Below are 22,913 nucleotides of genomic sequence, written 5' to 3'. Positions count from 1 at the left end.
TCGGTTACTTGTCCTTAAACACGTCGCAGCGTCCGTGCCCGGATCCCGTCGACATGAAATTTTCGAAATCCATGTTCGAGATTAGACACACAAAAATCCCCCGCTGGCCAGTTGGGATATATTTGGATTTGTACACATAGACAAATTTTGGTGCGTTTTCGTCACGAATATGGATGTTGTGTTTGTTTGATGCCGCTATTTCTTCCCAATTCGTAACTGCGTAGACGTGAGCACCATCGGCGTTCTTATAAACAGACTGATAGCGCTCGTTCATCTTGGCTAGATCGAAACTGCCCTCGTGCATCAGATGCAACGACCCCTTCACTGCTTTATAGGTCAGGCTGTCCTTGGTTAGCGTTGCAGCCATTCCGACGGCTTTGCCATTGTCCGATTTGGGGATCGCTGTCAGTCTGAGCGGCACCTGCAATTTTGCCAAGTCGAGACCGTCGGCCAAAGCCGACATTGGGGTCGTGAGTACGAATCCCGCAAATAGGATCAAGAGGAATTTGCATTTTGCATTCAAGATCTAGGTCTCACTTTTTTTTCGACGAATGCGTTGCCAGGAATTTATAGCCATTTTCCTGATTGCCGAACATCCTCGCATCCATATCGCGGCGATTCTGCACGCCAAGGCTCCATATTTTATTCGAGGTGTTGAAATGGTTTTTCATACAATGTGGCACGAGCGAGTAACGGCCCGCGTTCGGGAATTTTGGAGAGATTCTGAACATCAGTCGTCGGTGTATTGCCCTGATCCCCAAAAGCTGGATCGTTTTTGATTGGGTTTCTCGCGCTAGATTCCTGGCTTTTGGCAGGAGCGGAAACGGTGAAAGCGTCGAATTTTCGGACGCCCAGAAGGTGTTTATCCTGAAGCAGGGTAATGACGGTGTCCCTTTGGCTGGAATTTGCTGCCATGCGAGTTGGCTGCCTGACGAGATGCGTCGATTGACGGCTCTGGAGTACGAGAACGGTCGTCTGAAAAACATTGTCGCCAACGTGACCCTGGACCGAGAGATGCTGCAGGACGTTATTCGCGGAAAGCTCTAAGGCCTGCCCGCAAGCGCAATCTGATCAACGGGATGCTGGTGTCGCGGGGTATACCGACCCGACGGGCCTGCTAGGTCCTGACGTGCGACACCTCGACCTACCACTACAAACGCCGAGAAACCGGGGAGGCCCCTCTCGAAAGACGGATCAGGGTGATTTGCGAGACGCGCGTTCGCTATGGATATCGCTGCGTCCATATCCATCTGCGCCGTGATAAAGGGACGATGGGTCTCAGAGTCTGAAAACATAGAAGATGGCGTTGACGATCTCGAGCACAGACCAAACTGGTTTGCGCCCTCTGCGGGCCGGTTGAGGAAACAGTGGGGAGAGCACCTTCCATTCGCTATCCGTTAGGTCGGTTTCATATCGGGGCTGGTTGCGACTATACTGCCGCCGGGTGGTCGGGTTCCACATGGCGCTTCCATTCTGGCTTTGAACACCGTCTTGGAATCATCATCGACCCGATCACTCAACACAATTCTCGGACAGGCTGTCAGGTCACGTTGACACTGTCATAAGCGAACTTCTAAACCGAATATATATAAACATGATAACTCAACATGCTACGAACTTTGTTGGAATTACAAATATAGGAAAGTAATGCCATCTCGATGGTGATCACGTTTTGACTTTGAGCCTGCGCAAAAAAATCACCCGTATTCGATTTCGGACTTCAAATGTTCAATCATCTCCGAGGTCGCCGAGGTAAACCAAGACCAGAATGTCTCATGCACATTCATTATCTCCTCACCATCCACCGCCGAGTATTCAATAATATAGACCTTATCCGAGCCCGGAACCCAGCATGCGAGGTCATCGCTACCGCGTTGCTCTGCAAAAGGAACATAACTTTTTTTATAGGTGCCACTAAGATGCTGGATTATCTGGTCCGCGCGCTTGCCGGGAATGAAATTCCATACGGCGAAATCCACCAGTCCCAATTCAATGATGCTGGTAAATTCGGGAGGGTAGGTAAACCCAGCGGGTCGAACTGCTTCAGATGAGTAAAATTCCGTCATTCAGGTGATCCTGTAAATGGTGCCCCGGTGGGATAGGTTCTGCGCCACAGCCCATTTTGGCCCGAGATTCGAAGGTCAATAGCCTCTCCCCACGTATTGGGAACGACATCTTGGCCCTTAACTCGACGTGTGAATCTGGTCTGTTCCTCAGCCGTCAATTTGTCGGTACGAGAATGGACTCTTGCTTTGACTTGAATATTCGCTCTCGACGCAGGAATAATCCTCCTGTTGTCGATACTGGTCATTTTACCATTGAGACCGTAGAGGGTGACGTCTGGCAAGCGACGCTGATGACCAATGAGGGCCAGAAGCGCGAAAGCTTCTCCATCGGCCGTCTCGGCGAGGAAGCGGCCAAGTCGATGGCGATCGCGCAGCGCATGCGCTGGCTGAAGGCACTGCCGGTCAAACATCTGGCTTATGCTCATCATGCCGAAGCAATCACGCGCCAGAACTTTGACCACCAGCTCGATGTCGTTGCCGATGTAGCGCCGCAGGTGCAGATCAGCGATGAGGACGTCATTGCCTGCATCGCCGAGATCAATGCTCGTTTTGATGCCTACCGCCCTCCCCGCCTGAAGGTACGCGTCAAAAGTTATGGACCTGCACGGCTGGCAGTCGCTGTTTCGGATGGTGGTTCTCCGGCGAAGCGCAGGCTGGCGCATGTCAACACGGCAAAGCTGATGCACGGCGGAGCGATTGCCGCAGCCGGAAAAGTTCGCGAGGTCGTCGAAGAGATCTACAATGCCGACGTTGCCCGCTGGTTCGCAAAGGAACATGGCAATGCGCTGTTGGCACCGGAGAGGTTTGATCCTGCTATCGGGTTCAACGTCACCGTCTGGGTGCCGGTAGAGTTTGCACAGTGTCGGTAACATGGCCGTAAGGTGAAATGGATGTTGTCAGCTGACTACACCTTAACTTGTTGATATTCAACATTTCGGCAATCCTTGAGGCGCCGCGCGGTGGTCGGCTGTGCCCAAACTTGACCGCCGTTCCGAGCGGCCGAGCACCTAAAATTCATTGACCCCTACCCTCCCTTCGGTTCCTCCATTCCATCCGTCGCAAGAAATGACGTCTTAACGCAACACCGCCCACGTCTCGGTTGGTGACGGTGGCCCACTCCTACCCCGGCCCCCCAAGTGGCTGTCTGAAACCGCGAGGGGCTGTTCTGAAACTGGTGCCCGAGATGCGCGCCCTACCCTCTGAAACAGAGGTCAATCTTTCATCTGCGAATGTACAAAATTTTCGAAGTGCATGATTGGATGATAGCCTGGGAGCTAGGTGGACCTTAGCGTTGTCTGTTATCACAGACACCGTATCCAACTTGGAAAGGCCCCACAAAACGGGGCGGAGGGAATTGAGATGACCCGTAACCGTCCTTCATCGAAGCCAAAGCCGCCAATTTTGCGTCGATCCCCGAAGCAGGCTCGAAGCCGGGATCGCGTAACAGAGATCCTGAAGGTGTCTGCGGATCTTATTGGTGAAAAAGGAATCGATGCCGTCACGATGAAGGAAATCGGGTCAAAGTCCGGTGGACCAATTGCGTCGGTCTATCAGTACTTCCCGGACAAGGCGGCTATCCTTGCGACGCTCTATGAAGCTTACGTGGCAGAGACAAGAGCAATTTTACAGGCCACCATCGCAAACATCCGCACGGCGCAGGACGCAATGGTCGCGCCAGGCCAGTTGCTTGATGCATATTATAAGATCATGCAGAAGGATGCGTCTGCGATCGAAATTCTCAACGCTATCAAGGCTAGCAAACTGCTTGGGCAACAGGACATCGAGGAAACACGTGCGCAGGTCCAGGACTTCTACGACGCGACTGCTGGGTATGTGAAAGCCCCTCGCCGTGACGAGTACAAAGGCACGCTCTTCATATTGTCGAACATGGCCGATGCTTGCGTCAGGCTCGCGTTGATGCATCCACGCCCCCAAGCCGCGGCGGTCGTCGAAAACTTTAAAGGGATCGTCAACGCCCAGGCCGCCGAGTTCATCGGGGGAATAATCCCCGCCGGCTTTCTGCTGCCGCCCGGCGTCCGTCCACAATGATTGCCCTAGATTGTCTTAGCTTCACAGTCGGACCCCGACCACCCCAAGCCACGGCATTGTTCTTCAGCATTCCGGCGCGCCACGTCGATATCACTGTAAGTGCCGGGAAGCATGTATGACTGCTCGCGAAATAAGTAGCTGGCGGTTCCGTCTTCGATATTGAGCTGGACACTGGGCGCGTCCGCTGTCTGGTTGAATTCCGGCATTGTCGTCTCCTTGCCTGACGATCCTCAAAGCAGGCAAGGCTAAATTTGTTCCTGAAAATCGCTCTACCGGATATCACTGTGGCAATGAGGCACGCATCCTGTTCACTGCCGCGAGAACTTCTTCCAGATCACCAGCGTCAGATTTACGGGGGGAAATGCTTCTGGCGATTTGTTCCATTGCCGAGATGGTATCGGTCTTACTCCATCCTGCCCCGACTGCATCTGCTACAAGCGCGTTCAATTGTAACTTGATCATTTTTCCATGATCGCCGGCTTGCTCACCTGCCACTGAACGACGCTGTTTGTTCTTTCTCATTCCTTGATGGTAGGGCGCTGTATCTGGATCCACAGGGCCTGCAAACCCACCGGCTCAGCATCATTTGAGCTATTGCGCTCTTTCTATAGCTGACATGACTGCACCACGGGAATGGATTTGGCGGCGCGCTCATCGTCGTTGATGATGTCCTCAAAGGTGTGGCGCGGCTTATGCGAACTGGGGCCTGACCCGGCCATCGGGATCGGGCTGACCGTAGTGAATGTCGCTGCAAGAAAAAAAGGGCTAGCAAAACCGCAGCCCTTTAGTTGAGAGGCAATGCCTCTAGGGGAGTTGCATTGCACAGCCGGGGGACAGTGGCTGTACAGGAGCACAACCTTATGTGCGGCGAGATGGCGTCTAAGCAAAGGCCAATTTCCCTCATAGCGGTACGTATCTCCATGTTATTCGCTAGAGAGGGTCCCCGGACGTTTCTTGATTTTTGGTATATGATGACCCGCCGGGATCGCGGCTCGTGTCGTAGAGCAGCTGGCAGTCTGTTCGATCGAGCGAGGGCGAGACTGCTTCATTGCCTCGGCTAAGGAATGCTGCGGTTGGCGGCCTCGGTCAGGTAGACCTGAGCCCGTGGCCGGGAAACTCCTCGCCGGTCAAACCCGCCAAAGTCGCGCGCTGTTTGCCGATATCGTTGACCGATTTCGGATCCGGCGCCAAACCGAAACATGGCGCTGCGATCGATCTTTCGGGAAAATGCTGCCACGGGGAACCTTCGCCGCATCCAGACAGGCGTCGAGCGCCTCAACCGGGCGGCCGGTAAGATAGACGACCGCGTCCGTATCGCCGCCACTGGTCTTTGTGCGTCCCAGATGGTTGGCAAGCGAGGGATGGGGAGGGGCGTCGGCGACGGCGATGGGATCGTCTCTCATCAATTGCTCGATGCGCAGGCCGGCGATTTCGCTGCGTCGGCGCCCACCATGCGAAAGCCACCATCAGAATTGCCCGATCTCACGCAGGCACGTGGCACGGCGCATACAGCGAGGCGAATGGCGGACTCAAGGGCTGGCGTGGAAAACGCGCCGGTGAGCCCGCGCCATCTGCTTGGCGTCGACCATGTCGCCAGCCGGCGGCGTACCACATCCGGTGTATGCGGTCCGGAGGTTTTCATGAAAGCGCCAACAGGGGGCGTAGTGGTTATCGCACAACGCGTTACCATGGCCGTCATAAAAATCAGGAAAAAACAGCCGCTTTTATCAAGGCTTCTGCAATGCAGAACGTTGGTTGGATTGAGAAGCACGCCCGTGACAACAACCTACGTCCCGAAGCAAACCGCCACCAATGGACGGGTCGTCCAGATCGACAGCATTGAGTTGTATTACGAGGAATACGGGAGTGGAGAGCCACTCGTGCTTCTACACGGCTTTGATGGTTCCGGCCGGAACTGGGATCCTTTTGTCGCCAGGCTGCAGAACCCTATCGACTGATCGTTGTCGATCTGCGTGGTCGTGGTCTCGACCAATCCAATGGGAAGGTTAACGCACCAGGAAGCGGCCAGCGACGTGCTGGTGTTGCTTGAGAAGCCGGGGGTCGATCGCTTCTCGGCTGTAGGGATAAGTTCCGGTGGGATGACGCTCCTGCACATGGCAACGAGCCAACCGAAACGCATGAGGTCGATCGTATTGGTTAGCGCGACCACCCATTTCCCGATCAGGCAGGAACGATTATGCGTCGAGCCTCGTTCGTGACCATACCCCGTAAAGTGCAGGAAACGTATCGAGCGTGCGCAAAGCGCCGAACGAACCAAAGCAGGCCGCGCGAGAAGCCGCACAATCGGCAAGTTGATGCTCCGTGCCCTCAATGACGAATAAGGCCGAACCGATGTGCCTCGTCCAGCAGGTGGCGAACAGAGGACGGTTGCCATTTCCGCCCACCGCGCGCCGGACGTTCACCCATTTGATCCAGCTGGGCGGCAATCTCGCGCAGCGACAGCCCTGGATCAGCAATGGCAATGGCCGCCACGAGCTTCATCAGGTGATCTTCCGGAGCGCGACGGGGCGAGCGCGCGATCAGCTCGGGATCGGCCAGCTTCTCACGGACCATCCGATGCACCGCGCGGCGCAGTCTTTCCACGGTCCAGTCATGGCCTTGGCGATTGAGGACCCTCACGACATTGTCCCAGCTGTGCGCGGGGCGAAGCTGCCGGACGGTTGGAAGCCAAGTTTGGGCGGACGAGATCAACTCGTTGAGATAGAGTTTCTCTCGCGCCTTCGACACCGCCATGATCGCTTCTGGCCGCCTTTCCCGAAGTCCGGGATTGCCCGGCATTCTGCCACGAGCCTTCGCTTGCTCGATCCCAGCTTTGGTTCGTTCGGCGCTTAGCGCTCGTTCGAGCTGTGCGACCGCCTCGAGGACCTGAAGAGAAAACATTCCCTGAGATGTGGACGTGTCGATCGGATCACAGATCGATCTGAAATAGACGCCGCGTTCTAGAAGGCCCTTGATCAGTTGCAACAGATGGCTCACCGATTGAGCGAGGCGGTCCAGCCTGACGACGACAAGGACGTCACCGGTGGCAAGCTCGCCGAGCAGCCTTGTCAGTACCGGCTGGGTCCGTGGCGCGCCAGATTCATGCTCTTGAAAAATCCGCTCGCAACCGGCGGCGCGCAACTCGTCCATCTGGACATCATCGACCTGATCGTCGGTCGAGATACGTGCATAGCCGATAAGACGTTTTGGAGGTGGCGATGGATTGGCGGCCTGCCGTTTTGCCATGGTTCTCTCATGCATTTTTCAGATGCTTTGTACAGATTAAGAATGCGTGAGAAAACGGCATTTTGCAAGCGTGTATTATTAGTGAAATCCAGCCCCGCCAGAATCGATCTGCTGCCCTGAATGAACTGGGTTCTGACATTGGCGTAAATCGCGCGCTGGCGGAGCCCTGCGGGGGAAAAATCGGAAAACAGCGACGTCTGAGAGCGGGGAGGGCGGGAAAGATGATAAGAGAAGGATGGCTGAGTATAAATCTGCGCTGATCGCGAGGGACGAGGGTAAAGATGACACTTGGTGAGTTGGTTGACCGTTACCGTCTCGAATTGCAGGACGAGACGGTCAGTGTTCGGAAAAGCTGGGAGGAAATGTTTCGATACACCTTCAGGCACTATTCACAAGATACCGAATTGAACAGGTTCGACCTCGGCATGTTCGCGGACCGGCTGCTGTCGTCTGATATGAATCCGCAGATTGTTGAGGGATACATGAAGCGTTGGCGTGATCTGCTGGCGTGGGCAAAGAGCGTTTAGCCAGTCGTGTCTAGTCATGAATTCACAACGCAGGCTTATGCATCGACGGCTCCAAATTCGGCGTCTGTCGGCCAATCGGTCTCCCGCATGATTTCCACAGCAGCTTTGATGGCAACCAGTGCAGTGTTCAGATCATTGTAGCGACTTGAAGAGTCGACGTACACGCCGAAACCATTAACAACCCGGCCGTTGAAACCCGACCGCAGGGAATCCAGCGCTTCACCCACAAGCGACTGGATTTTGTCTGTTGTATTTGCGGCTCTCGAAATCTTCTCATGGCTCTCGTTCATTGGACTTTCCTCCAGCCGTAATGACTTGTCCCCATGCTGTAAGCGTAACCCTAGCGGGAGTTTAATGGAGGACAATGAGAAAGTATCTTGGACTATGAGACAAGCGATCTGGAGTGCCGTTATACCCATCATGAAACGTTCATGGTGAAGGAAGGCCCCTAAAGCAACCTTGCCGCCCGCCCACTACGGCGCGTGGCGCTGTTATAGTAGCTGGATGCCTGCTGGACAGAGCGGTGACGGGATTGCTCCATGGCCTCGGGGAGGGGAATGCCGCGATTTGCAGCTTCTGTCAGGTATCCCGACCGCAGCCCGTGCGCCGAAAACTCCTCAGGATCCAACTCCGCCATCGCCGCCCGCTGTTTGACGATATCGTTGACCGATTTCGGATCCAGTGTCCGCTTCGAGACATTGCCCCAGCGATCCACCTTGCGAAACACGGACCCGGCCTCGATGCGCGCGGCCGCGATCCAGGCATTCAGCGCCTCGACAGGCCGGCCGGTGAGATAAACCACCTCGTCGTGATCGGACCCGGATGTTTTTGTGCGACCGAGATGAATGGAAAGAGAGGGCAGGGGAGGGCTGTCCTCACCGGCGATTGGCGGTTCGACCGTCAGTTGTTCCTTCCGCAATCCTGCGATCTCGCTGCGCCGGCGTCCACCGGAGGCAAAGGCTACCATCAGGATCGCCCGGTCACGCAGATCGCGCAGACTGTTGCTTGAACAGGTGGCCAGCATCTTTGCCAGCACATCCCCTGTGATCGCCTTGGCGCTCTTGCGTTTGCGCGGCCGCGGTGTGGCACGGACAGCAAGGCGTATGGCCGACTTGAGGGCAGTGGATGTGAAGGCGCCAGAAAGGCCTCGCCATTTCGTCAGGGTCGACCAGGTGGCAAGACGCCGGCGCACGGTGTCGGGCGCATGCGGGCCAGCCGCCTTCAGAAAGCCCTGACTACGAAGGTTCTGTTCGACTTCTGTAGGCATCCCATGCTGAGGATCCTCCTGTCGCCTCTGTGGATCCCAAAGATGATGCGCGACAAATTTCAGAAGCAGCGCCTCGGGCGCCGGCCAGGGCAGGGATTTGCTGGTTGCCGCCAGGGACCAGGCTTGCAGATAGGCCAGATCGGAGGTGAGGGCTCGAAGGGTGTTTTCGCCCATGCCCTCATTGACCAGATGGCGAAGCGTCGCGACATCCTGATCGGTGAGCAGCTCGGCGAGCTCGTCGCGCCGTTCCATTGGCAGGACAGCGGCGATCGTGTCGAGTTCGTGGGCACGACGGTCGACGGCGCTCATTTAGGCAATCCGTGCTCATCGTAGCAATCGTCGTGGTTCGAGGTCGTGCCGGCCGGTACATTTGCGCGCCCTCTAGCAGCCAGCGTCCAGACGTCATCCATCGTGCCCGCAGTTAGCGCGGCGACCGGTGTTCCTGCACGACAGACCAGTATCTCGTCGCCACGTTGCGCCAGTTCGATCAGTTCCTCGAACCGGTCAGCGGCTTCGACGACATCTACCGAAATGCGCATCTTCTCTCCTATGACCAAGCCAACCACACTGAAATGACGGGCTGCCCATTCTTCGCTATCGGCAACCCGTGTCATGGCAAACGCTGCGACCGTCCGCTCGCTCTTACCACACGCGCTCATGCAGAACCGCGTCAAATACAACGTCCGTCGAAACCAGTGTGCAATGTTCCAGCCTCGTCTGTGCCGCCAGAATCCTGTCCCACGGGTCGCGATGTTCCCAGTCGAAAGCGGCCGCCAGTTCGGCATGCAGATCACTGATGGCCAATGTCTGCAAACCGCTGGCAGTCACTGCAGCCCGCAATTCCTGCGGCTTCAGATCGAGCTTTTTGAGGCGCATCTTGTTGTCCAGCTCGTAGAAGGAGACGGCGCTGACGAAAATGACATTGGTCTTGTCCTCGATGAGCGCTCTGGCTTTCTGTGACAGACGGTCACTACCGATCGTCCACCAGTACACCGCATGGCTATCGAGCAGAATTTTCACGAGCGGCTCCCGTGATCGGGGACGGGGCCCCGAAATACGCCGGTATCGTCATTCCAGTCGCCAGCGTCGATCGCCGCCTGTTCCGCGTCGTGATCATCGAATAGGTCGTCGGGTAGACCACGCTGGCGTAGCAGCCCAAACGGCCGCTTGCCGCCGGCTTCCCCCGGGCCGATGCGCGCATATACGTCATTGCCCCGCATAATAATGATTTCCTCGCCCTGATTGGCGCGTTCCAGCACCTGAGCAAAGTTCTTGCGGGCCTCACTGATCTTGTAGCTGGTTTGCGGCATTGTTTGAGCTCCGGCGGCAGGTTTGACGCGAGGATAGCACGGCGCGCATCGACGTACAAACGCCGTGTACTTATCACTTCCGATAAGAGGTACTTATCGATGGTTATAACCTCAACCACCAATCATACTGTGGCTTTTAGCTCCCGATTTCAATTGAAGCGCTAAGTGAGAATTCCGAACTAAAATCTCCGCTTACAATTTCATGCGGAGGAGGGGAGGGGCCAGCTAAAGCCCTGAAGCCTTGGTCAAATTCACGCGGAAGCGGTCACGCCGGCGCTGATACCGGCGGGTCATCTCGGCTGATGCATGGCCTAGCTGCTTCTGCACATATCGCTCGTCGACCTCGGCAGACGAGGCGAGGCCGGCGCGCAGGGAGTGGCCCGAGAATTTAAACTGACGCTCGATCTCGGCCAGATCGCCTCGAATACCCGCAGCCATGGCGGTGCGCTTGACCAGGCGGGCTATTTCCTTGTCGTTCAAGCGCTCCGATCCAACCGCTTTGCCGTGTCCCGTGACCCGACGGAAGAGGGGACCGTGCGCAAGCTTGGCGAACTTGATCCACGTTTCGATCGCGGCGACCGGGCAGGTGGCATCGGCCGAGCCGCGGCCGACCTCGACCTCTCGCCACCCGGTTTTGCCACGTAAGGTGAGGAGCATGCCCTTGTCGACGATCTCGATCCAACCGCGTCCGTCCTCGGTCTGGTCGGCTTTTAGATCAAGGCCAACGATCTCTGACCGCCGAAGCCCACCAGTGTAGCCGATTAGCAGCATTGCACGGTCGCGCATGCCGCGCAGAGTGCCGCGATCGAGTGTTTCTAGCATGGCAATGATGTCGGTCGCCATGACCGCTTCCTTCTGGACCGGTGGGCGGGCATGGCTGTTACGAATGCCGGCCATTACGGTGGCGATATGCCGGTCCTTGCGATCGAGGACCAGGCCGCGCTGCGCATAATTCCAAGAGATCGACGAGAGGCGGCGCTCAATCGTCGAAACGGAATTTCCCTTTGCCCCGCGGTCGACGGATCCCGAGGCGCAGGCTGTGATATAGAGACCGACGGTCTGCGGAAGTGGGGGGAGGGGGGAAAGACTGGAGCGACGGCACCAGGCAGAAAAATGCTTCCAATCGGATGCGTAGGCTTTTCTAGTGTTGATCGAGCTGGCCGCGTCGACGTAGCTTCGAGCGCGATCGGTGAGATCCTGCAGGTGGCCCGACAGGCTGGACCCCGGTTGTGGGGCAGGGGAGGGAATTTCTCCTGTGGAAATGAAAGGCTCGTCCGCCACAGCTTGTCCACCGAGAATCTCGCTCATCTCACACTTCCCATGGATTGATCACCGCTGCGCCTGTGTCCTCAAAGTCCTTAACGTTGCGAGTGACGAGGATCAGGTCATGGACAATTGCAGTGGCTGCGATCAGCCCGTCGATGTCGCCGCGTGGACGGATTGCGGCGATGCGGCCCCATTCGACTGCGATCTCGTCGGTCACCGTGAGGATGCGGTCAGCATGATCGTGGCGCAGCTTGCGCAGCCATTCGGCAAGATGTGACGCAGCCTTGGGATCTGATTTTTGTTTCAAGGCAATACCACGCATGATCTCACCAAGCGTCAGCGCACTCAAGTGGACGCTGAGAGGATCGACCGAGCGCAACCACGACACCGCCTGTGGAGTGCCCCGCCTTGCCTCCGAGACGATATTCGTATCCACTAGATACATCAGAAGGCCACGTCGCGGCTTGAAACTTTGGCCCGCGCGTCGACAGCGTCGGTGAAGGCGTCATCCCAGGGCGGACCGGCGAGCAGGTCATCGACCAAAGTCGGTCGCCCTGCGCGCAAAGCGTCATAGTCTTTTGCGGACAAGACAACGGCCGTGCGCTCGCCACGCACGGTTATCTCTTGTGGGCCTTCGAAGCGGGCTTTTTGCACTACTTTCGAAAATTGGTTTTTAGCGTCCTGCAGCTGCCAATCCATGAATCTGCTCCGATCTAGCTAGGCTGTCTAGCCACAATTAGCACCGTTCTCGATTATCTGAAAGCGGCGAAATGCGCGTTTAGAAGTAAAATCTTGGCGTTCGTAGCGGATCCAGTAAGAATAGCAAAGACGTCCGATAATGCAAGATTATCGGACATTATTTGGCGACGACAGGCTGTGCGGTTTCAGTCAATATTAGTGGCAAAAACCGCGCCCATGATTTATGCTGCCAGACATGGACTCGATCACCAAAGCGCAAATTGAACGAACGACATGGTCAGTTCACCTGCCGGGTTGGACGTTGGCGCGCGGTCGTGACATCGACGAAATTGATGCCGCCTTTGCCGCCGGTATCGCCCTGAAATCCCTCGACGATCTGATCTGCGCCGATCCTCGATGGATTGGTTGCTGGCGCGATCGCCTAGCCCTTAAATCGGCTGCTGTCGCTGCCCGCATGCTCGGTCGGAATGAAGAAGAGGATGCGCTGCGCGACGCCGTTTTGCTAGCGCCGGCCGATGGGAATCCGGGGCCGGCCGGAAAGCTGTTTTTAGCCACACGAATGCTGGCACGTCAAACAGCCATGCCAGGTACTGCGTTCGTCAGCGAATTGGTCGAGCTTCTGTCGATCCGGTGGGACATGAAGCTGTCCTCGATCGTGGATCTCACCGATGCGGCAACCCAGTCCGGGCGCGCCGCCCCTCTTGCTATTGCTGATCTGATATCCGCAATCATGGCTCTTCGTCCGGACGCAGAAGTCCTGGCTCTGACTTTGGCAGACATCGTACTGGCCCGGAAGCTGAAATGGGCGAGACCCGTGCCACTATTGCTACCTGTACGGTTCGGGTCTGCATTCCGCACCATCGGCGGAAGAGGCCGAGTGCGGCCGGGTGAGCCAGCTTATCCGAAGGCAATCTGTTTGGCGTTGGTCAGCAGCGTCGAGGCGGCGCTTCAATCTGCCGCCGATATTGATCGCCGTGCCGCTCGGTTAATGGCAGCAGTGCCAAAAGTGAGGACCAAGGGGGGCGATGCGGTTATCCAAAAGCTCCTCAATGAAGACGCGATTTCGGCCTCGGCGCCGGGCTGCAATCTGTCGCGCTGGGCAGCTACTCGACTGTTTGAGCGACTGGAGAGTTTCGAGGCTGTACGAGAAGTTTCCGGCCGTTCATCATTCCGCATGTTCGGGCTATGAATATGGCAAAACCTTCGACAACTCAGACCAAAAGGCGAGCGTCGCGAGACCGAAAGCAGGACGTTCTCTTCGATCGCGAGCTTGACGATCTGCCATCGGAGTTGCGGTGGCGAGAATGGATGCTACGGGTCGAGGCAGTAATTTTCGCTTCCGCTGAGCCAGTCAGCCGAGAGATGCTGGCAGCCGTCGTGGGCAGGGACTGCAGCATTGACTTGCTGATCGACGATCTGGTGGAGGAGCTGCGGGATCGGCCCTATGAACTCGTGCCGGTCGCGGGTGGGTGGCAGCATCGCACCCGACCGCGGTTTGCTGAGACAATTCGCATTTCGACCGCTCCGGCGAGATCGACTGCACCAGCGCTATCCGAGACCGAGACCATGGTGTTGACGGCGGTGGGATATTTTCAGCCGATCACCAGGGCTGAACTGTCAGAAATTTTCGGCAAAGAGGTCAGTCGTGACACGATCGCCGGCCTGCGAGATGCGGGCTTTATCGTTTCTGGGCCGAGAAGTCCGACACCCGGCGCGCCCTACACCTATGTGACAACACCCCGCTTTTTGTCAGTGTTTGGCTTTGAGACACTGCGTGACCTTCCCAACATAGAGGCACTTGAGGATGCTGGACTTCTGAGCAGCCGGATTGCGTCGAATGCTGCCAACAAAGATCTCGCCGACCTCACTTCCGGCGGACAGGACGACGATGATGCCGACTGATATTCCTGTTCATCGTGAATTCGTTCGATAACGGCCTTTTCTCCGCGATCCGATGTACTCAAGTAACTTGGAATGGAGCAACGTGCTGATATCCCTACGCGCGGTTTTCAGGCTGACATGCCAATGGGGGAAATGACTGTAGCGCATGACATAAGGCATGGACTTAAAGCCGATCAGCAAATCACGGCAGACGGCCTTCGGCGGAGGGATACACTTCAGGGCTCATATCGGCGAGCGCCTGGCACAAACGACGCACCTCTAGCCGCAAGTTTGGTGCAAGCTTCCAGTAGGATAGGTTCAAATTCTTTCCTTCAGCAGTTGAGACAAAATGAATTACCGGATCTTTGATATCCAAATCACCGTCTGCAGTTGCTAGCGCCTTCGCAGGCTCAAAGAACATAGAAATCGGAACCCCGAATAAGCGAGCGATCTCGTGCATCCGGCTCGCGGCGATACGATTGGCGCCTTTTTCATATTTCTGAATCTGTTGGAACGTGACGCCTAGGTGACTACCAAGCTCAGTTTGTGTCATCCCTGCTGTCCGACGCAGCTTCCTCAATCGATGGCCAACTTCAAAGTCAACTGAATCCGGAACAAATTTCATACAAGCATCATCCGTGATTTTTTTAATTCACGCTCATGGCTGAGTCTATCCCGCGTCTCAGGGAAATCGCGTTCGATCACATCTACGACCTGTTTCACAAAAGGGGAAATACACCTGTAGCGAATAGTTGTAGAATCCCGTTGCCCGGCAACGAGACCTGAACTTTTAAGCTTCGCTAAATGTTGCGAAAGAGAGGGCTGCGAAATATTGATCGCACGTGCAAGCGAGGTAACGTCCCATTCCGAGTCACAAAGCAGCTTGAGAATTCGAAGGCGTTGCCTGTTTGCCAGCGCGAGCAGGACGTCGGCCGACGCTTGAAAAGCAAACTCTGAATGAGAACGTGAAACGCTGTGCGAGCAGATATCTTCCGTTAGCATAGATTAATGCACCTCCGCTTAAGAATGCAACACATAATCAGATGGTGAGACCAGACTTACGGCTGGTGTAATACCACTCCTCATGGTGTCTTCGATTGACCAACCAAACACCCATGCTTCAGCTTTGAGAGTACTCATTGGATCAATGCGGATCTTTAGGCCAGCCTTCTGCGGACACTCCTCCACACGTAGACCAAGGATGCGGGCGTTCATTCCGCGCTGTTGCCAGTCGAGTATGATCTCGAAATCCTGTATCACCGTCTACCTGCTTTTTAGTTTATCATGAACAACGCATGTATTGTGCATCGATCTTGCGCGAAGCTTACGTTACCTAGCCATAGCAACAGTGAACTTTCGAAGCGGGAAGGCGACCGACCAATTTCTCGATGAGGTGAAAATGACAAGTTTGGACAGGTGGCACAAACACAGGAAGAATGGGCCATCGTTGGTAACGGGAGCTTTACCTCTGGGCGCCCTTTCGGAGCTCGCATCCCAGCTTTGAAAGCTCCGGTTAGTTTTCCATTGAGGCGACTGGTGTCATACCAATCGTCACTGATGTTGACTCTTGGGATTCCCAAAAGCGAACGAATCTGAATCGATGGCGCAAACAGGAGGTTTGCGATGGGTTCAGCGTTTTCATTGCGGTCGGACTTCGACGGGGCCGGGTTGCGGCGCTTGGCTCGGCAGACACGCGATGCCGATCAGGCGCGGCGGCTTCTGGCGCTCGCATCAATCTATGACGGCGGCTCACGCGCCGATGCCGCCCGGCTTGGCAGTGTGACGGTTCAGATCGTGCGCGACTGGGTGGTGCGCTTCAATGAACGCGGTCCCGACGGCCTGATCAACGGCAAGGCCCCGGGCAAGCCTTCTCTCCTGAACGATGAACAGCGAACGGCTTTGGCGCAAGCCATAGAGCGCGGACCGACCCCGTACCTGGATGGCATCGCTCGCTGGCGTCTGTGTGATCTGGCTCAGTGGATTTGGGAAGACTTCCGCATCTCGGTGAGCGAGGAGACCTTGGGCCGCGAAGTGCGTGCCATGGGCTATCGCAAGCTCTCGGCTCGCCCAAGACATCATGCGCAGGATGCCGAGGCGGCCGGAGCATTTAAAAAAACTTCCCCGCCGCTGTGGCAGATATCGCCGCAGGTCCCGCCAAGGGCAAAGTGAACTCCACTTCAAAATGGCCACGGTCGCACAAGGCGCAGAGCAACCGATATGTTCCACCGTAACAGTCGTGAGGCGCAATGACGCGTTCGCCGGGTTTTAAAAGACTGAGGATTAGATTCACGGCCGCCATTCCGGAGGATGTCACCACCGCTCCCGCTCCGCCCTCAAGCTTAGCCAGCGTATCGGAGAGCAGGTCCCGCGTTGGGTTGGAGGTGCGGGAATATTCGTACTCCTGCGCCTGTTCGAATTTCCGAAACGCGAAGTTGCTGGATAGGTAGATGGGAGCCGTCACAGCACAGAAAGCGGTGTCGTCGGCGATGCCGTTCGATGCTGCAATCGTTCTGATATCTGTCATCTGCGAAATTCCAATCCGATTATTTATGATGTAGCTGACAAAAATGGATCCAAAATTTCTGCCTTCCTCAGTCGGCAGCCTGACTGTCTTTTCGGAGGCCCAGCCACTACAAATCTCCAAATACCGATATTAATTCTTGATATAGGAATGACAATAAGCAATCGTTCTCTCTTGGAGATTTTTCTACCGCACTGGCCTTTATGAATGGACACGAATTTGTTTGTCGAGTGCAGCCCAAACGGAGATTTCACCCTGGATTCGAGCGAGATCGCATCCCGCTTCGGTGTGTCGCAGTCGGAATTCCGCTACTTTATCCAACGAGGTTTCGTCACTAGCTCCGTGGAGATAGGTTCGGATGAGCACGCAGGGACGAGGCGTCTGTCATTACGTTTCGGAAATCGTCAATGGCGCGCAATCCTGGATGTCGGAAATGAGGTTCAGCATGAGGAGTTGACGTTCCTTAAAGGTAGATCGTCGAAACGGTCACCGCGTCAATGACTGCCATCTTCAAAGGAATCTGCACTACGTTTGCGGATGACAGGGAGCAGGCATATGCTGCAAACAACGCAGCGCTTTGGTGGTTGAATGGAAAATGAATTGCAAGCACGCGCCGCTCAAAACGCCGAGGTTCGCAATCGGGCGGATGAGGAAATGTACGCGCTCGGCATCGACCGCGCCTTGATCAGCAACGTAGTCGATACTTTTTACGCACGTGTAGTAGAGCATCCCGAACTCGGTCCCGTTTTCAACGCACGACTTACAGGGCGCTGGTCGGAACACACCCTGAAAATGAAAAGCTTCTGGTCGGCGGTTGCCTTCCGAGACGGCACATATGGGGGGAAACCCGTTCAGGCCCATTTAAGTGTGGCCAACCTGACGCCAGAACTATTCCCACAATGGCTGGAACTGTTTGAAAAAACGCTGGACGACGTCGTCACGAATGAAGAAGCCAAGGTATGGTTTATGGCGACGGCGCAGCGTATCGCCCAAAGCCTGACGCTGTCGTTATTTTACAATCCAGCACTGGATGACCCTAACCGGCGGTCATAACTGGCAAAAATTTCGCGGTTGTTCGCGCCTAGGTCGCCGAGCTACTGCCATTAGCTATTGCCATTTTGCATGCCGGCGTACTCTCGAGATCGATGAGATGCCTGGCCTGAAGAACGACAGGCTGGACCTTTAACTCAAGCTCCAGGAGAGACAGGAATGCCAGCTTGAGCCAGAAGCCGTTCTCGTTCAGACCGCGTTGATCGATACTCCCACCTACCAGTGGCCGCCTTTCGCCGGAACACGATCTCCAGCCAACATAGTGTATCGTCCGCTGGCAAGACGGGGTACCACGCATACCAGTGCAACCAAATTCCTTTTGATGGCCTGTGATCCGTAAGCATTGCTCGCTCCTATACCTGAACGCCGTTCCGTATTGAAAAACACACAAAAAGGCACACGGCTGAGAGGGCTATGCCGATCTCATGCCGTAGATTGCCGCGCAACGGTATCGAGAGCATCAGGCCGGTCGCAAACACGAGGCTCCCGGTCGTTGCTCCCAAGTTGGAATAAGTGAAGGTCAACGCCGACAATGCCAGGCTGGCGGCGAGCGTCGTCATGACAGGTGTACGCACAGCAAGGGCATTGTTTCGGTAAAGGATCAGAAATGGGTTCCAGCTGAGCGCAATGACCGCCGTTAGACAGACTGGAACAAGTGAGGTAACGCTAAGAGAACTCATCAGCTAGCCCTAGAATTTCCAAGCGAAAAGGGTATCAAAGCCTTGGCGAAACCGGATGTCAGTATCGGTGACGATCGCATCCATGGGAATGTCATGACCCTGAGGACGGATCGTCTCGATCTGCTGGAAGTCAAACCCGACGCCGATCACAACAGGCTTTGGATGGAGCACAGCGAGCGTTCGATCAAAATATCCGCCTCCGAACCCGAGCCGGTAACATTGCGCGTCAAACCCGACAACCGGGGCGATGACGATATCCGGTTGGCGTTCATCACCGTGCAGCGGAACAGGGATGTTTAGGACACCGCGCGTTAATTTCTCGCCAATCCGCCAGGATCGAAACGTGAGAGGCTTGCCCTTTTCAGACACCACCGGCAACAGGCATGTTGCGCCACGGACTGAAGCCGCTGTCAACCAACCGCGAAGATCAGGTTCGCCCAGAAATGGCCAGTAGATACTGACAGTGCGCCCAGTGACTTCAGGCAAAAGCCGGTCAAGGTTTTGCCGGATCCGCAAGGATTTCTGGTCGCGCTCTTCTGCGTTAAAACTGGCACGATGATCGATCAGACGGCGGCGCTCACCTTTGCGCCATTCCTTGACCGTTTCACCATTACCCTCCAGTCCCATATAGGCTGGATCGACTTCATGCATAAAACAGGCAGGCGAGGAGAAGTGATCAGGATTGTCATTCTGATTTTCGTCGTTCATCTGACATTTCATTTCTATTTATGCATTTACGGGCTTCAAACCGTCATCTCCGGCTTGCGTGATGTTCGCTCATGGAGAATAATAAGGCAATACCATTCTTCATTTGGTGACTTTTTTGGACCCAATCTCATTGCATATTTTTCTTATCGTCGCCGACGAGACGAGCGTCACGCGCGCGGCGAAGCAGCTTGGTCGGGCACCCTCGAATATAACAACACGTATCCAGCTTCTTGAGGAGCAAGTTGGCGCTTTGCTTTTCAGCAGGGAGGGAAAGAAGATGACCCTGACCCGGGAAGGACAAATTTTACTGGGCTACGCGAAGAAAATGGTCGCTCTCGCCACTGAGGCTCGTCTTGCGCTCAGGAAAGAAAATCAGGGGGAGACGTTGCGAGTGGGCACGATGGAAAGCACGGCAGCAAGCCGCCTGCCGCCGGTGCTTGCAACCTTTAATGAGGCCTGGCCAAAGGTGACAGTGCGTTTGACGCTTGGCGCAACGCAGGAATTGGCAAAGGCGGTGATTGCCGACGAACTCGATTGCGCTCTCATCGCTCAACCGCCTGATCAGAAAGAATGGGCAGGGATACTTGGGCGTGAGCAGCATCCGCTTCACGCGACAAGGGTCTTTCAAGAAGAGTTGCTTCTGATCCTGCCGTCCAACCATCCTCCGCTCCGCGACGCCGGCGATATTCGGCTGACGGCTCTTGCCGCTTTAGAACCAGGTTGTACTTATCGCCGCATTGCCGAGCGTTGGGTGAAATTGGGAGCCGACGTTCCGACCGTGGAATTGACCTCCTATCACTCCATTCTCGCCCACGTCGTTGCGGGACACGCAATGGGTGTCATACCGCGCTCTGTCCTTGAAGGCATGCATTGGACCGCCGATATCGTTGTACATTCCCTTGGTGCGGTAGACACACTGCTCATTTCCCGAAATGACCGGAGGTCTGATCCGCTTTGCGGATTTGAGGATATGCTTCTGGCGTCAACGCCTCCGCTCTACGCTTCCCTTTCTCCTTCCTGAACCCGCCAACACAATTTTCTATCAGGTAATCAATGTCCCCTTCAGATCCCCGAGGAGCGGCCCAGAAGCGCGCGCTTCTTTCACTATGGTTGTTCCGACCCATTCTTGCTGGCGCAACGTTGCGCGATCGGCTGCTGGCATGCCTTGGCGCTCTCGCGGCGATCGCGCTGACAGGTCTGATTTGCAGCTACCTGCTCGGAAAAGGTTCACATCTGCCGTTGATTGTCGCGCCGATGGGCGCCTCGGCTGTGCTGCTGTTTGCCGTTCCGGCAAGCCCGCTCGCCCAGCCATGGTCGATCATCGGAGGCAACACGATTTCTGCCATCATGGGGGTGCTTGCCGCCAGTCTTATCAGCGACCCGATCATTGCTACCGGTGTGGGCGTGTCATTGGCAATCGCGGCAATGTCCTTCACCCGATGTCTCCATCCACCTGGCGGGGCGGCAGCCCTGACAGCCGTCCTCGGTGGACCTGCTGTCGCAAGCTGGGGTCTGCTGTTTCCGTTCGTTCCGGTTGCCCTGAACTCTTGCATCCTTGTTGCAGTGGGACTGCTGTTCCACAAGCTCTCCCGGCATAACTATCCACATGTCGCAACGCCCACGGTGAGCGGTCATCTAACAGCAGACCTTCCTCCGGCCGAGAGGACCGGGTTTCGTGACGAAGATATCGACGCCGCGCTTGAGGCGCTCCACGAGACATTCGATATTGACCGCACTGACCTTGGACGATTGCTTCGCCGCGTGGAGTACGAGGCGGTCGCCCGTTCCAATGACGGGATCAAATGTGCCGACATCATGTCGCGCGATGTTGTTGCGGTCGGAATCGATGCCACCATCGAACAGGCGCGAGCGTTGCTTCTCAAACATAATATCCGAACTCTGCCGGTCAAGGATCAAAACGGACAACTGATCGGAACTGTCGGTTTGAGAGAACTGGTGATGGGAGAAGGACCCTTGAAGGAACTTGTCTCTCTGCCAACCACCGCTTCTGCTGCCGATCGAGCCCTAAGCCTGCTTCCTGTCCTGACGGACGGCCGAACACATGCGGTGATCGTCGTCGATGAGCAGAGCCACATTATCGGGCTAATTTCCCAGACCGACCTTTTGAGTGCCGTCGCGCGGTCGCTTCCAGAAGGGCCGCATCAGCCAGCGGCGATTGACCTTTGAGCATGGTGACTTCGAAGCGCTCGGGGTGACGCCAAATGTATCGAGAGATACCAAGACGCGCGATATCGAAAATGGCCGTGCGCGGCAAGCTGAGATCACTGAACCGACCGGAGGCCGAGATAGGTTGCCAAGCTGACGACGGAGATGGCGATCGTCATGTTCGGCTTGAAATCGTCGAGAAATGACGCAAGCCAGACGCTGAATGTCAGAACGATGGGCATTGCCCAGAGATTTTGATCGGAGACCGTGAAGGCAATCGCTGCCAGGAAGACAGCACTCGCCACCATTGTCACAGGTGCACGCTTTTCTGCCGCGTCGCCGTCGGGAAAATACGGCAGGAGAAATCGCCGCATGCTCAAACCGGCCGCGACGCTTAGGAGAAGACAGGTCATTAGAGGGTGGAACATGATTGGCGCCGCCGAGCGATATGCAGGTATCCATCCCCTGCAATCCTCATGCCATCTTAAGGCCCTGCATCTAAAGCTCGGTTGAACGCCGTTGATGATGACGTGGCGATTTCCACGGCGAAGCGGTGCTTTTTTCGGCAAATCTCCATTGTCGTTCAGGTACCGAGGATAGAAGCTCTATTGCTTTCCTGTCCGGTAACAAGAACCGTCGGGTTTCCGAACTCGCAGGCCTGGATCATCTTCAGTCACAATCTGAGTTGCCCGATACTAGCGGCAAGCGCCGGCTTGGCGTTCAAAAAGTGAGATGTTAACGTTTATTATTTGAGAGCTGCGCGCTTGCGCAGTGAGACGATTTCGGAGGTCGTGAGAGGCCTGCTGTCTCCTTTTTGTAAGTCACCCAGTCGCAGCGTGTCGACCGCTATCCTGACCAGGCGCAGACAGTCCAGTCCAACGCCTTCCAGCATTCTGCGGATTTGCCTGTATCGACCCTCGCGCAGTTCGACCTCGATCCAGGCATTCTTGCTTCCGTGACGCAATACGTCAACGGAGGTGGCACGGAGGAGTTCACCGTCGCTGGGAATGCCAAAAATCATCTGCTCAAGTTCAGGAGTGCCAATTTCTCCCCTGACCTGGACGTGATAGATCTTGGGAACATTCGTGATAGGATCGAGAAGCCGCTGGGCGAGTACCGTGTCATTGGTAAACAACAGCAAGCCTTCGCTAGCCTTGTCCAGGCGGCCGACCGGCGAAATAAAGGGGATGTCCTGAGGCTTGAGGCAGTCAAATACCGTAGCACGACCGGCGGGATCATCACGCGTGGTAACCACACCGCGGGGCTTGTTCATCATGATGTAAAGCTTGGGCGATGCCGAAATAGATTCTCCATCGACCGCGATCTGATCCGATATTAGATCGACCCATATCGAGGGGTCTATGGCACGATGGCCATTAAGTTTAACCCGGCCCTCGGCAATCAGTCGCTCGGCCTGAGTTCGCGAACAGTGCCCAAGTTTGGACAGCGCTCGCGGAAGCGTTACCCGCATACCGCA

At 55.8% G+C, this 22,913-nt stretch carries 32 protein-coding genes and 2 pseudogenes; 12 read left to right on the top strand and 22 right to left on the bottom strand.

Annotated elements, in window-relative coordinates:
* Nucleotides 1–4 precede the first annotated feature (4 nt).
* Both AAIH70_RS25430 and AAIH70_RS25425 read right to left on the bottom strand, forming a co-directional pair.
* Nucleotides 5–463 (bottom strand): hypothetical protein, encoded by a 459-nt coding sequence (locus AAIH70_RS25430; RefSeq protein WP_430036322.1) that lies wholly within the window; start codon nt 461–463, stop codon nt 5–7.
* Between the two features lie 179 nt (nt 464–642).
* Nucleotides 643–915, bottom strand: coding sequence for a hypothetical protein (locus AAIH70_RS25425; protein ID WP_430036320.1), 273 nt, complete (start codon nt 913–915; stop codon nt 643–645).
* On the opposite strand from AAIH70_RS25425, the pseudogene AAIH70_RS25420 reads away from it, so the two are divergent.
* Nucleotides 802–1,262 (top strand): annotated as a pseudogene (locus AAIH70_RS25420) (IS3 family transposase); the annotation flags it as partial. The gene AAIH70_RS25425 and the pseudogene AAIH70_RS25420 sit on opposite strands and share 114 nt — an antisense overlap.
* 16 nt (nt 1,263–1,278) lie before the next feature.
* On the opposite strand, the gene AAIH70_RS25415 reads toward AAIH70_RS25420, so the two are convergent.
* Nucleotides 1,279–1,461: a transposase gene (locus AAIH70_RS25415; protein ID WP_430036318.1), complete on the bottom strand. Its 183-nt coding sequence runs from the start codon at nt 1,459–1,461 to the stop codon at nt 1,279–1,281.
* A 236-nt stretch (nt 1,462–1,697) separates the two neighbouring features.
* Nucleotides 1,698–2,066, bottom strand: a complete 369-nt coding sequence (locus AAIH70_RS25410; protein WP_430036316.1) for a hypothetical protein — start codon at nt 2,064–2,066, stop codon at nt 1,698–1,700.
* Between the two features lie 290 nt (nt 2,067–2,356).
* Here AAIH70_RS25410 and AAIH70_RS25405 point away from each other — a divergent pair, with 290 nt between their 5' ends.
* Together AAIH70_RS25405 and AAIH70_RS25400 are read left to right on the top strand one after the other, a co-directional pair.
* The gene (locus tag AAIH70_RS25405) at nt 2,357–2,935 is read left to right on the top strand and encodes a hypothetical protein (protein WP_430036314.1); all 579 of its coding nucleotides are present in this window, start codon (nt 2,357–2,359) and stop codon (nt 2,933–2,935) included.
* 490 nt (nt 2,936–3,425) lie between these two features.
* Nucleotides 3,426–4,115 (top strand): TetR family transcriptional regulator, encoded by a 690-nt coding sequence (locus AAIH70_RS25400; RefSeq protein ID WP_430036312.1) that lies wholly within the window; start codon nt 3,426–3,428, stop codon nt 4,113–4,115.
* A 5-nt stretch (nt 4,116–4,120) separates the two neighbouring features.
* On the opposite strand, the gene AAIH70_RS25395 is transcribed toward AAIH70_RS25400, so the two are convergent.
* From AAIH70_RS25395 to AAIH70_RS25385, 3 genes and pseudogenes are all read right to left on the bottom strand, one after another.
* Nucleotides 4,121–4,321 carry a hypothetical protein gene (locus tag AAIH70_RS25395; protein ID WP_430036310.1) on the bottom strand — a complete coding sequence of 67 codons (201 nt, stop codon included), beginning with the start codon at nt 4,319–4,321 and terminating at the stop codon, nt 4,121–4,123.
* Between the two features lie 73 nt (nt 4,322–4,394).
* Nucleotides 4,395–4,637 carry a hypothetical protein gene (locus tag AAIH70_RS25390; protein WP_430036308.1) on the bottom strand — a complete coding sequence of 81 codons (243 nt, stop codon included), beginning with the start codon at nt 4,635–4,637 and terminating at the stop codon, nt 4,395–4,397.
* A 401-nt stretch (nt 4,638–5,038) separates the two neighbouring features.
* Nucleotides 5,039–5,760 (bottom strand): annotated as a pseudogene (locus AAIH70_RS25385) (integrase); the annotation flags it as partial.
* Nucleotides 5,761–6,112: 352 nt separating this feature from the next.
* On the opposite strand from AAIH70_RS25385, the gene AAIH70_RS25380 reads away from it, so the two are divergent.
* The gene (locus AAIH70_RS25380) at nt 6,113–6,334 is read left to right on the top strand and encodes an alpha/beta fold hydrolase (RefSeq protein WP_430036447.1); all 222 of its coding nucleotides are present in this window, start codon (nt 6,113–6,115) and stop codon (nt 6,332–6,334) included.
* A gap of 109 nt (nt 6,335–6,443) precedes the next feature.
* On the opposite strand, the gene AAIH70_RS25375 is transcribed toward AAIH70_RS25380, so the two are convergent.
* Complete coding sequence (locus AAIH70_RS25375) at nt 6,444–7,361, bottom strand: recombinase family protein (RefSeq protein WP_430036306.1); 918 nt, start codon at nt 7,359–7,361, stop codon at nt 6,444–6,446.
* A 281-nt stretch (nt 7,362–7,642) separates the two neighbouring features.
* Between AAIH70_RS25375 and AAIH70_RS25370 the strand changes: the two genes are divergently transcribed.
* Nucleotides 7,643–7,888, top strand: coding sequence for a hypothetical protein (locus AAIH70_RS25370; RefSeq protein WP_430036304.1), 246 nt, complete (start codon nt 7,643–7,645; stop codon nt 7,886–7,888).
* Between the two features lie 35 nt (nt 7,889–7,923).
* On the opposite strand, the gene AAIH70_RS25365 is transcribed toward AAIH70_RS25370, so the two are convergent.
* From AAIH70_RS25365 to AAIH70_RS25330, 8 genes are all read right to left on the bottom strand, one after another.
* The gene (locus AAIH70_RS25365) at nt 7,924–8,178 is read right to left on the bottom strand and encodes a hypothetical protein (RefSeq protein WP_430036302.1); all 255 of its coding nucleotides are present in this window, start codon (nt 8,176–8,178) and stop codon (nt 7,924–7,926) included.
* Between the two features lie 158 nt (nt 8,179–8,336).
* Entirely contained in the window at nt 8,337–9,464 is a 1,128-nt protein-coding gene (locus AAIH70_RS25360) for a site-specific integrase (protein ID WP_430036300.1), read from the bottom strand.
* Nucleotides 9,461–9,694, bottom strand: coding sequence for a type II toxin-antitoxin system Phd/YefM family antitoxin (locus AAIH70_RS25355; protein WP_430036298.1), 234 nt, complete (start codon nt 9,692–9,694; stop codon nt 9,461–9,463). The genes AAIH70_RS25360 and AAIH70_RS25355 overlap by 4 nt, the downstream gene beginning before the upstream one ends.
* Before the next feature lie 103 nt (nt 9,695–9,797).
* Nucleotides 9,798–10,175 (bottom strand): type II toxin-antitoxin system VapC family toxin, encoded by a 378-nt coding sequence (locus tag AAIH70_RS25350; protein WP_430036296.1) that lies wholly within the window; start codon nt 10,173–10,175, stop codon nt 9,798–9,800.
* Nucleotides 10,172–10,465 carry a type II toxin-antitoxin system Phd/YefM family antitoxin gene (locus tag AAIH70_RS25345; protein WP_430036294.1) on the bottom strand — a complete coding sequence of 98 codons (294 nt, stop codon included), beginning with the start codon at nt 10,463–10,465 and terminating at the stop codon, nt 10,172–10,174. The genes AAIH70_RS25350 and AAIH70_RS25345 overlap by 4 nt, the downstream gene beginning before the upstream one ends.
* Nucleotides 10,466–10,690: 225 nt before the next feature.
* The gene (locus tag AAIH70_RS25340; protein WP_430036292.1) at nt 10,691–11,773 is read right to left on the bottom strand and encodes a site-specific integrase; all 1,083 of its coding nucleotides are present in this window, start codon (nt 11,771–11,773) and stop codon (nt 10,691–10,693) included.
* A gap of 1 nt (nt 11,774) precedes the next feature.
* Nucleotides 11,775–12,176, bottom strand: coding sequence for a type II toxin-antitoxin system VapC family toxin (locus AAIH70_RS25335; RefSeq protein ID WP_430036290.1), 402 nt, complete (start codon nt 12,174–12,176; stop codon nt 11,775–11,777).
* Entirely contained in the window at nt 12,176–12,430 is a 255-nt protein-coding gene (locus AAIH70_RS25330) for a type II toxin-antitoxin system Phd/YefM family antitoxin (protein ID WP_111564548.1), read from the bottom strand. Before AAIH70_RS25330 ends, AAIH70_RS25335 begins: the two co-directional genes overlap by 1 nt.
* A gap of 235 nt (nt 12,431–12,665) precedes the next feature.
* Between AAIH70_RS25330 and AAIH70_RS25325 the strand changes: the two genes are divergently transcribed.
* Nucleotides 12,666–13,619: a DUF1403 family protein gene (locus tag AAIH70_RS25325; RefSeq protein WP_430036288.1), complete on the top strand. Its 954-nt coding sequence runs from the start codon at nt 12,666–12,668 to the stop codon at nt 13,617–13,619.
* A 2-nt stretch (nt 13,620–13,621) separates the two neighbouring features.
* The gene (scpB, locus tag AAIH70_RS25320) at nt 13,622–14,332 is read left to right on the top strand and encodes an SMC-Scp complex subunit ScpB (RefSeq protein WP_430036286.1); all 711 of its coding nucleotides are present in this window, start codon (nt 13,622–13,624) and stop codon (nt 14,330–14,332) included.
* A gap of 181 nt (nt 14,333–14,513) precedes the next feature.
* Here scpB and AAIH70_RS25315 read toward each other — a convergent pair whose 3' ends face one another.
* Both AAIH70_RS25315 and AAIH70_RS25310 read right to left on the bottom strand, forming a co-directional pair.
* Nucleotides 14,514–14,936 (bottom strand): helix-turn-helix domain-containing protein, encoded by a 423-nt coding sequence (locus AAIH70_RS25315; RefSeq protein ID WP_430036284.1) that lies wholly within the window; start codon nt 14,934–14,936, stop codon nt 14,514–14,516.
* Nucleotides 14,933–15,313: an ArsR/SmtB family transcription factor gene (locus AAIH70_RS25310; protein WP_430036282.1), complete on the bottom strand. Its 381-nt coding sequence runs from the start codon at nt 15,311–15,313 to the stop codon at nt 14,933–14,935. The genes AAIH70_RS25315 and AAIH70_RS25310 overlap by 4 nt, the downstream gene beginning before the upstream one ends.
* A 621-nt stretch (nt 15,314–15,934) precedes the next feature.
* Here AAIH70_RS25310 and AAIH70_RS25305 point away from each other — a divergent pair.
* Nucleotides 15,935–16,480 carry a helix-turn-helix domain-containing protein gene (locus AAIH70_RS25305; RefSeq protein ID WP_430036280.1) on the top strand — a complete coding sequence of 182 codons (546 nt, stop codon included), beginning with the start codon at nt 15,935–15,937 and terminating at the stop codon, nt 16,478–16,480.
* Here AAIH70_RS25305 and AAIH70_RS25300 read toward each other — a convergent pair.
* Complete coding sequence (locus tag AAIH70_RS25300; RefSeq protein WP_430036278.1) at nt 16,419–16,835, bottom strand: PLP-dependent transferase; 417 nt, start codon at nt 16,833–16,835, stop codon at nt 16,419–16,421. The two genes, AAIH70_RS25305 and AAIH70_RS25300, sit on opposite strands and share 62 nt — an antisense overlap.
* Before the next feature lie 204 nt (nt 16,836–17,039).
* Between AAIH70_RS25300 and AAIH70_RS25295 the strand changes: the two genes are divergently transcribed.
* Together AAIH70_RS25295 and AAIH70_RS25290 are read left to right on the top strand one after the other, a co-directional pair.
* Nucleotides 17,040–17,333 carry a DUF6522 family protein gene (locus AAIH70_RS25295; RefSeq protein WP_430036276.1) on the top strand — a complete coding sequence of 98 codons (294 nt, stop codon included), beginning with the start codon at nt 17,040–17,042 and terminating at the stop codon, nt 17,331–17,333.
* Between the two features lie 87 nt (nt 17,334–17,420).
* Nucleotides 17,421–17,885 (top strand): group III truncated hemoglobin, encoded by a 465-nt coding sequence (locus AAIH70_RS25290; protein ID WP_430036274.1) that lies wholly within the window; start codon nt 17,421–17,423, stop codon nt 17,883–17,885.
* 686 nt (nt 17,886–18,571) lie between these two features.
* Here AAIH70_RS25290 and AAIH70_RS25285 read toward each other — a convergent pair.
* Nucleotides 18,572–19,270, bottom strand: coding sequence for a 5-formyltetrahydrofolate cyclo-ligase (locus AAIH70_RS25285; protein ID WP_430036272.1), 699 nt, complete (start codon nt 19,268–19,270; stop codon nt 18,572–18,574).
* 115 nt (nt 19,271–19,385) lie between these two features.
* Between AAIH70_RS25285 and AAIH70_RS25280 the strand changes: the two genes are divergently transcribed.
* The gene (locus tag AAIH70_RS25280; RefSeq protein WP_430036270.1) at nt 19,386–20,291 is read left to right on the top strand and encodes a LysR family transcriptional regulator; all 906 of its coding nucleotides are present in this window, start codon (nt 19,386–19,388) and stop codon (nt 20,289–20,291) included.
* Between the two features lie 32 nt (nt 20,292–20,323).
* A complete protein-coding gene (locus tag AAIH70_RS25275; RefSeq protein WP_430036268.1) occupies nt 20,324–21,457 on the top strand; it encodes an HPP family protein in 1,134 nt (377 codons plus the stop codon).
* Between the two features lie 95 nt (nt 21,458–21,552).
* Here AAIH70_RS25275 and AAIH70_RS25270 read toward each other — a convergent pair whose 3' ends face one another.
* Entirely contained in the window at nt 21,553–21,864 is a 312-nt protein-coding gene (locus AAIH70_RS25270) for a hypothetical protein (protein WP_430036266.1), read from the bottom strand.
* Between the two features lie 317 nt (nt 21,865–22,181).
* Entirely contained in the window at nt 22,182–22,907 is a 726-nt protein-coding gene (locus AAIH70_RS25265; protein WP_430036445.1) for a pseudouridine synthase, read from the bottom strand.
* Nucleotides 22,908–22,913: the final 6 nt, after the last annotated feature.

Origin of the sequence: Neorhizobium sp. BT27B (genome assembly GCF_050455485.1) — a bacterium.
GTDB lineage: Bacteria > Pseudomonadota > Alphaproteobacteria > Rhizobiales > Rhizobiaceae > Neorhizobium.
Note: the sequence above shows the minus strand (reverse complement) of the source record. Positions and strands in the feature narration are given on the sequence as shown.

What these genes read in the sequence shown, in the direction of transcription:
- AAIH70_RS25430 (WP_430036322.1), bottom strand. Translation starts at nt 463, where the DNA reads ATGTCGGCTTTGGCCGACGGTCTCGACTTGGCAAAATTGCAGGTGCCG.
- AAIH70_RS25425 (WP_430036320.1), bottom strand. Translation starts at nt 915, where the DNA reads ATGGCAGCAAATTCCAGCCAAAGGGACACCGTCATTACCCTGCTTCAG.
- AAIH70_RS25415 (WP_430036318.1), bottom strand. Translation starts at nt 1,461, where the DNA reads ATGTGGAACCCGACCACCCGGCGGCAGTATAGTCGCAACCAGCCCCGA.
- AAIH70_RS25410 (WP_430036316.1), bottom strand. Translation starts at nt 2,066, where the DNA reads ATGACGGAATTTTACTCATCTGAAGCAGTTCGACCCGCTGGGTTTACC.
- AAIH70_RS25405 (WP_430036314.1), top strand. Translation starts at nt 2,357, where the DNA reads ATGACCAATGAGGGCCAGAAGCGCGAAAGCTTCTCCATCGGCCGTCTC.
- AAIH70_RS25400 (WP_430036312.1), top strand. Translation starts at nt 3,426, where the DNA reads ATGACCCGTAACCGTCCTTCATCGAAGCCAAAGCCGCCAATTTTGCGT.
- AAIH70_RS25395 (WP_430036310.1), bottom strand. Translation starts at nt 4,321, where the DNA reads ATGCCGGAATTCAACCAGACAGCGGACGCGCCCAGTGTCCAGCTCAAT.
- AAIH70_RS25390 (WP_430036308.1), bottom strand. Translation starts at nt 4,637, where the DNA reads ATGAGAAAGAACAAACAGCGTCGTTCAGTGGCAGGTGAGCAAGCCGGC.
- AAIH70_RS25380 (WP_430036447.1), top strand. Translation starts at nt 6,113, where the DNA reads ATGGGAAGGTTAACGCACCAGGAAGCGGCCAGCGACGTGCTGGTGTTG.
- AAIH70_RS25375 (WP_430036306.1), bottom strand. Translation starts at nt 7,361, where the DNA reads ATGGCAAAACGGCAGGCCGCCAATCCATCGCCACCTCCAAAACGTCTT.
- AAIH70_RS25370 (WP_430036304.1), top strand. Translation starts at nt 7,643, where the DNA reads ATGACACTTGGTGAGTTGGTTGACCGTTACCGTCTCGAATTGCAGGAC.
- AAIH70_RS25365 (WP_430036302.1), bottom strand. Translation starts at nt 8,178, where the DNA reads ATGAACGAGAGCCATGAGAAGATTTCGAGAGCCGCAAATACAACAGAC.
- AAIH70_RS25360 (WP_430036300.1), bottom strand. Translation starts at nt 9,464, where the DNA reads ATGAGCGCCGTCGACCGTCGTGCCCACGAACTCGACACGATCGCCGCT.
- AAIH70_RS25355 (WP_430036298.1), bottom strand. Translation starts at nt 9,694, where the DNA reads ATGCGCATTTCGGTAGATGTCGTCGAAGCCGCTGACCGGTTCGAGGAA.
- AAIH70_RS25345 (WP_430036294.1), bottom strand. Translation starts at nt 10,465, where the DNA reads ATGCCGCAAACCAGCTACAAGATCAGTGAGGCCCGCAAGAACTTTGCT.
- AAIH70_RS25340 (WP_430036292.1), bottom strand. Translation starts at nt 11,773, where the DNA reads ATGAGCGAGATTCTCGGTGGACAAGCTGTGGCGGACGAGCCTTTCATT.
- AAIH70_RS25335 (WP_430036290.1), bottom strand. Translation starts at nt 12,176, where the DNA reads ATGTATCTAGTGGATACGAATATCGTCTCGGAGGCAAGGCGGGGCACT.
- AAIH70_RS25330 (WP_111564548.1), bottom strand. Translation starts at nt 12,430, where the DNA reads ATGGATTGGCAGCTGCAGGACGCTAAAAACCAATTTTCGAAAGTAGTG.
- AAIH70_RS25325 (WP_430036288.1), top strand. Translation starts at nt 12,666, where the DNA reads ATGGACTCGATCACCAAAGCGCAAATTGAACGAACGACATGGTCAGTT.
- scpB (WP_430036286.1), top strand. Translation starts at nt 13,622, where the DNA reads ATGGCAAAACCTTCGACAACTCAGACCAAAAGGCGAGCGTCGCGAGAC.
- AAIH70_RS25315 (WP_430036284.1), bottom strand. Translation starts at nt 14,936, where the DNA reads ATGAAATTTGTTCCGGATTCAGTTGACTTTGAAGTTGGCCATCGATTG.
- AAIH70_RS25310 (WP_430036282.1), bottom strand. Translation starts at nt 15,313, where the DNA reads ATGCTAACGGAAGATATCTGCTCGCACAGCGTTTCACGTTCTCATTCA.
- AAIH70_RS25305 (WP_430036280.1), top strand. Translation starts at nt 15,935, where the DNA reads ATGGGTTCAGCGTTTTCATTGCGGTCGGACTTCGACGGGGCCGGGTTG.
- AAIH70_RS25300 (WP_430036278.1), bottom strand. Translation starts at nt 16,835, where the DNA reads ATGACAGATATCAGAACGATTGCAGCATCGAACGGCATCGCCGACGAC.
- AAIH70_RS25295 (WP_430036276.1), top strand. Translation starts at nt 17,040, where the DNA reads ATGGACACGAATTTGTTTGTCGAGTGCAGCCCAAACGGAGATTTCACC.
- AAIH70_RS25290 (WP_430036274.1), top strand. Translation starts at nt 17,421, where the DNA reads ATGGAAAATGAATTGCAAGCACGCGCCGCTCAAAACGCCGAGGTTCGC.
- AAIH70_RS25285 (WP_430036272.1), bottom strand. Translation starts at nt 19,270, where the DNA reads ATGAACGACGAAAATCAGAATGACAATCCTGATCACTTCTCCTCGCCT.
- AAIH70_RS25275 (WP_430036268.1), top strand. Translation starts at nt 20,324, where the DNA reads ATGTCCCCTTCAGATCCCCGAGGAGCGGCCCAGAAGCGCGCGCTTCTT.
- AAIH70_RS25270 (WP_430036266.1), bottom strand. Translation starts at nt 21,864, where the DNA reads ATGTTCCACCCTCTAATGACCTGTCTTCTCCTAAGCGTCGCGGCCGGT.
- AAIH70_RS25265 (WP_430036445.1), bottom strand. Translation starts at nt 22,907, where the DNA reads ATGCGGGTAACGCTTCCGCGAGCGCTGTCCAAACTTGGGCACTGTTCG.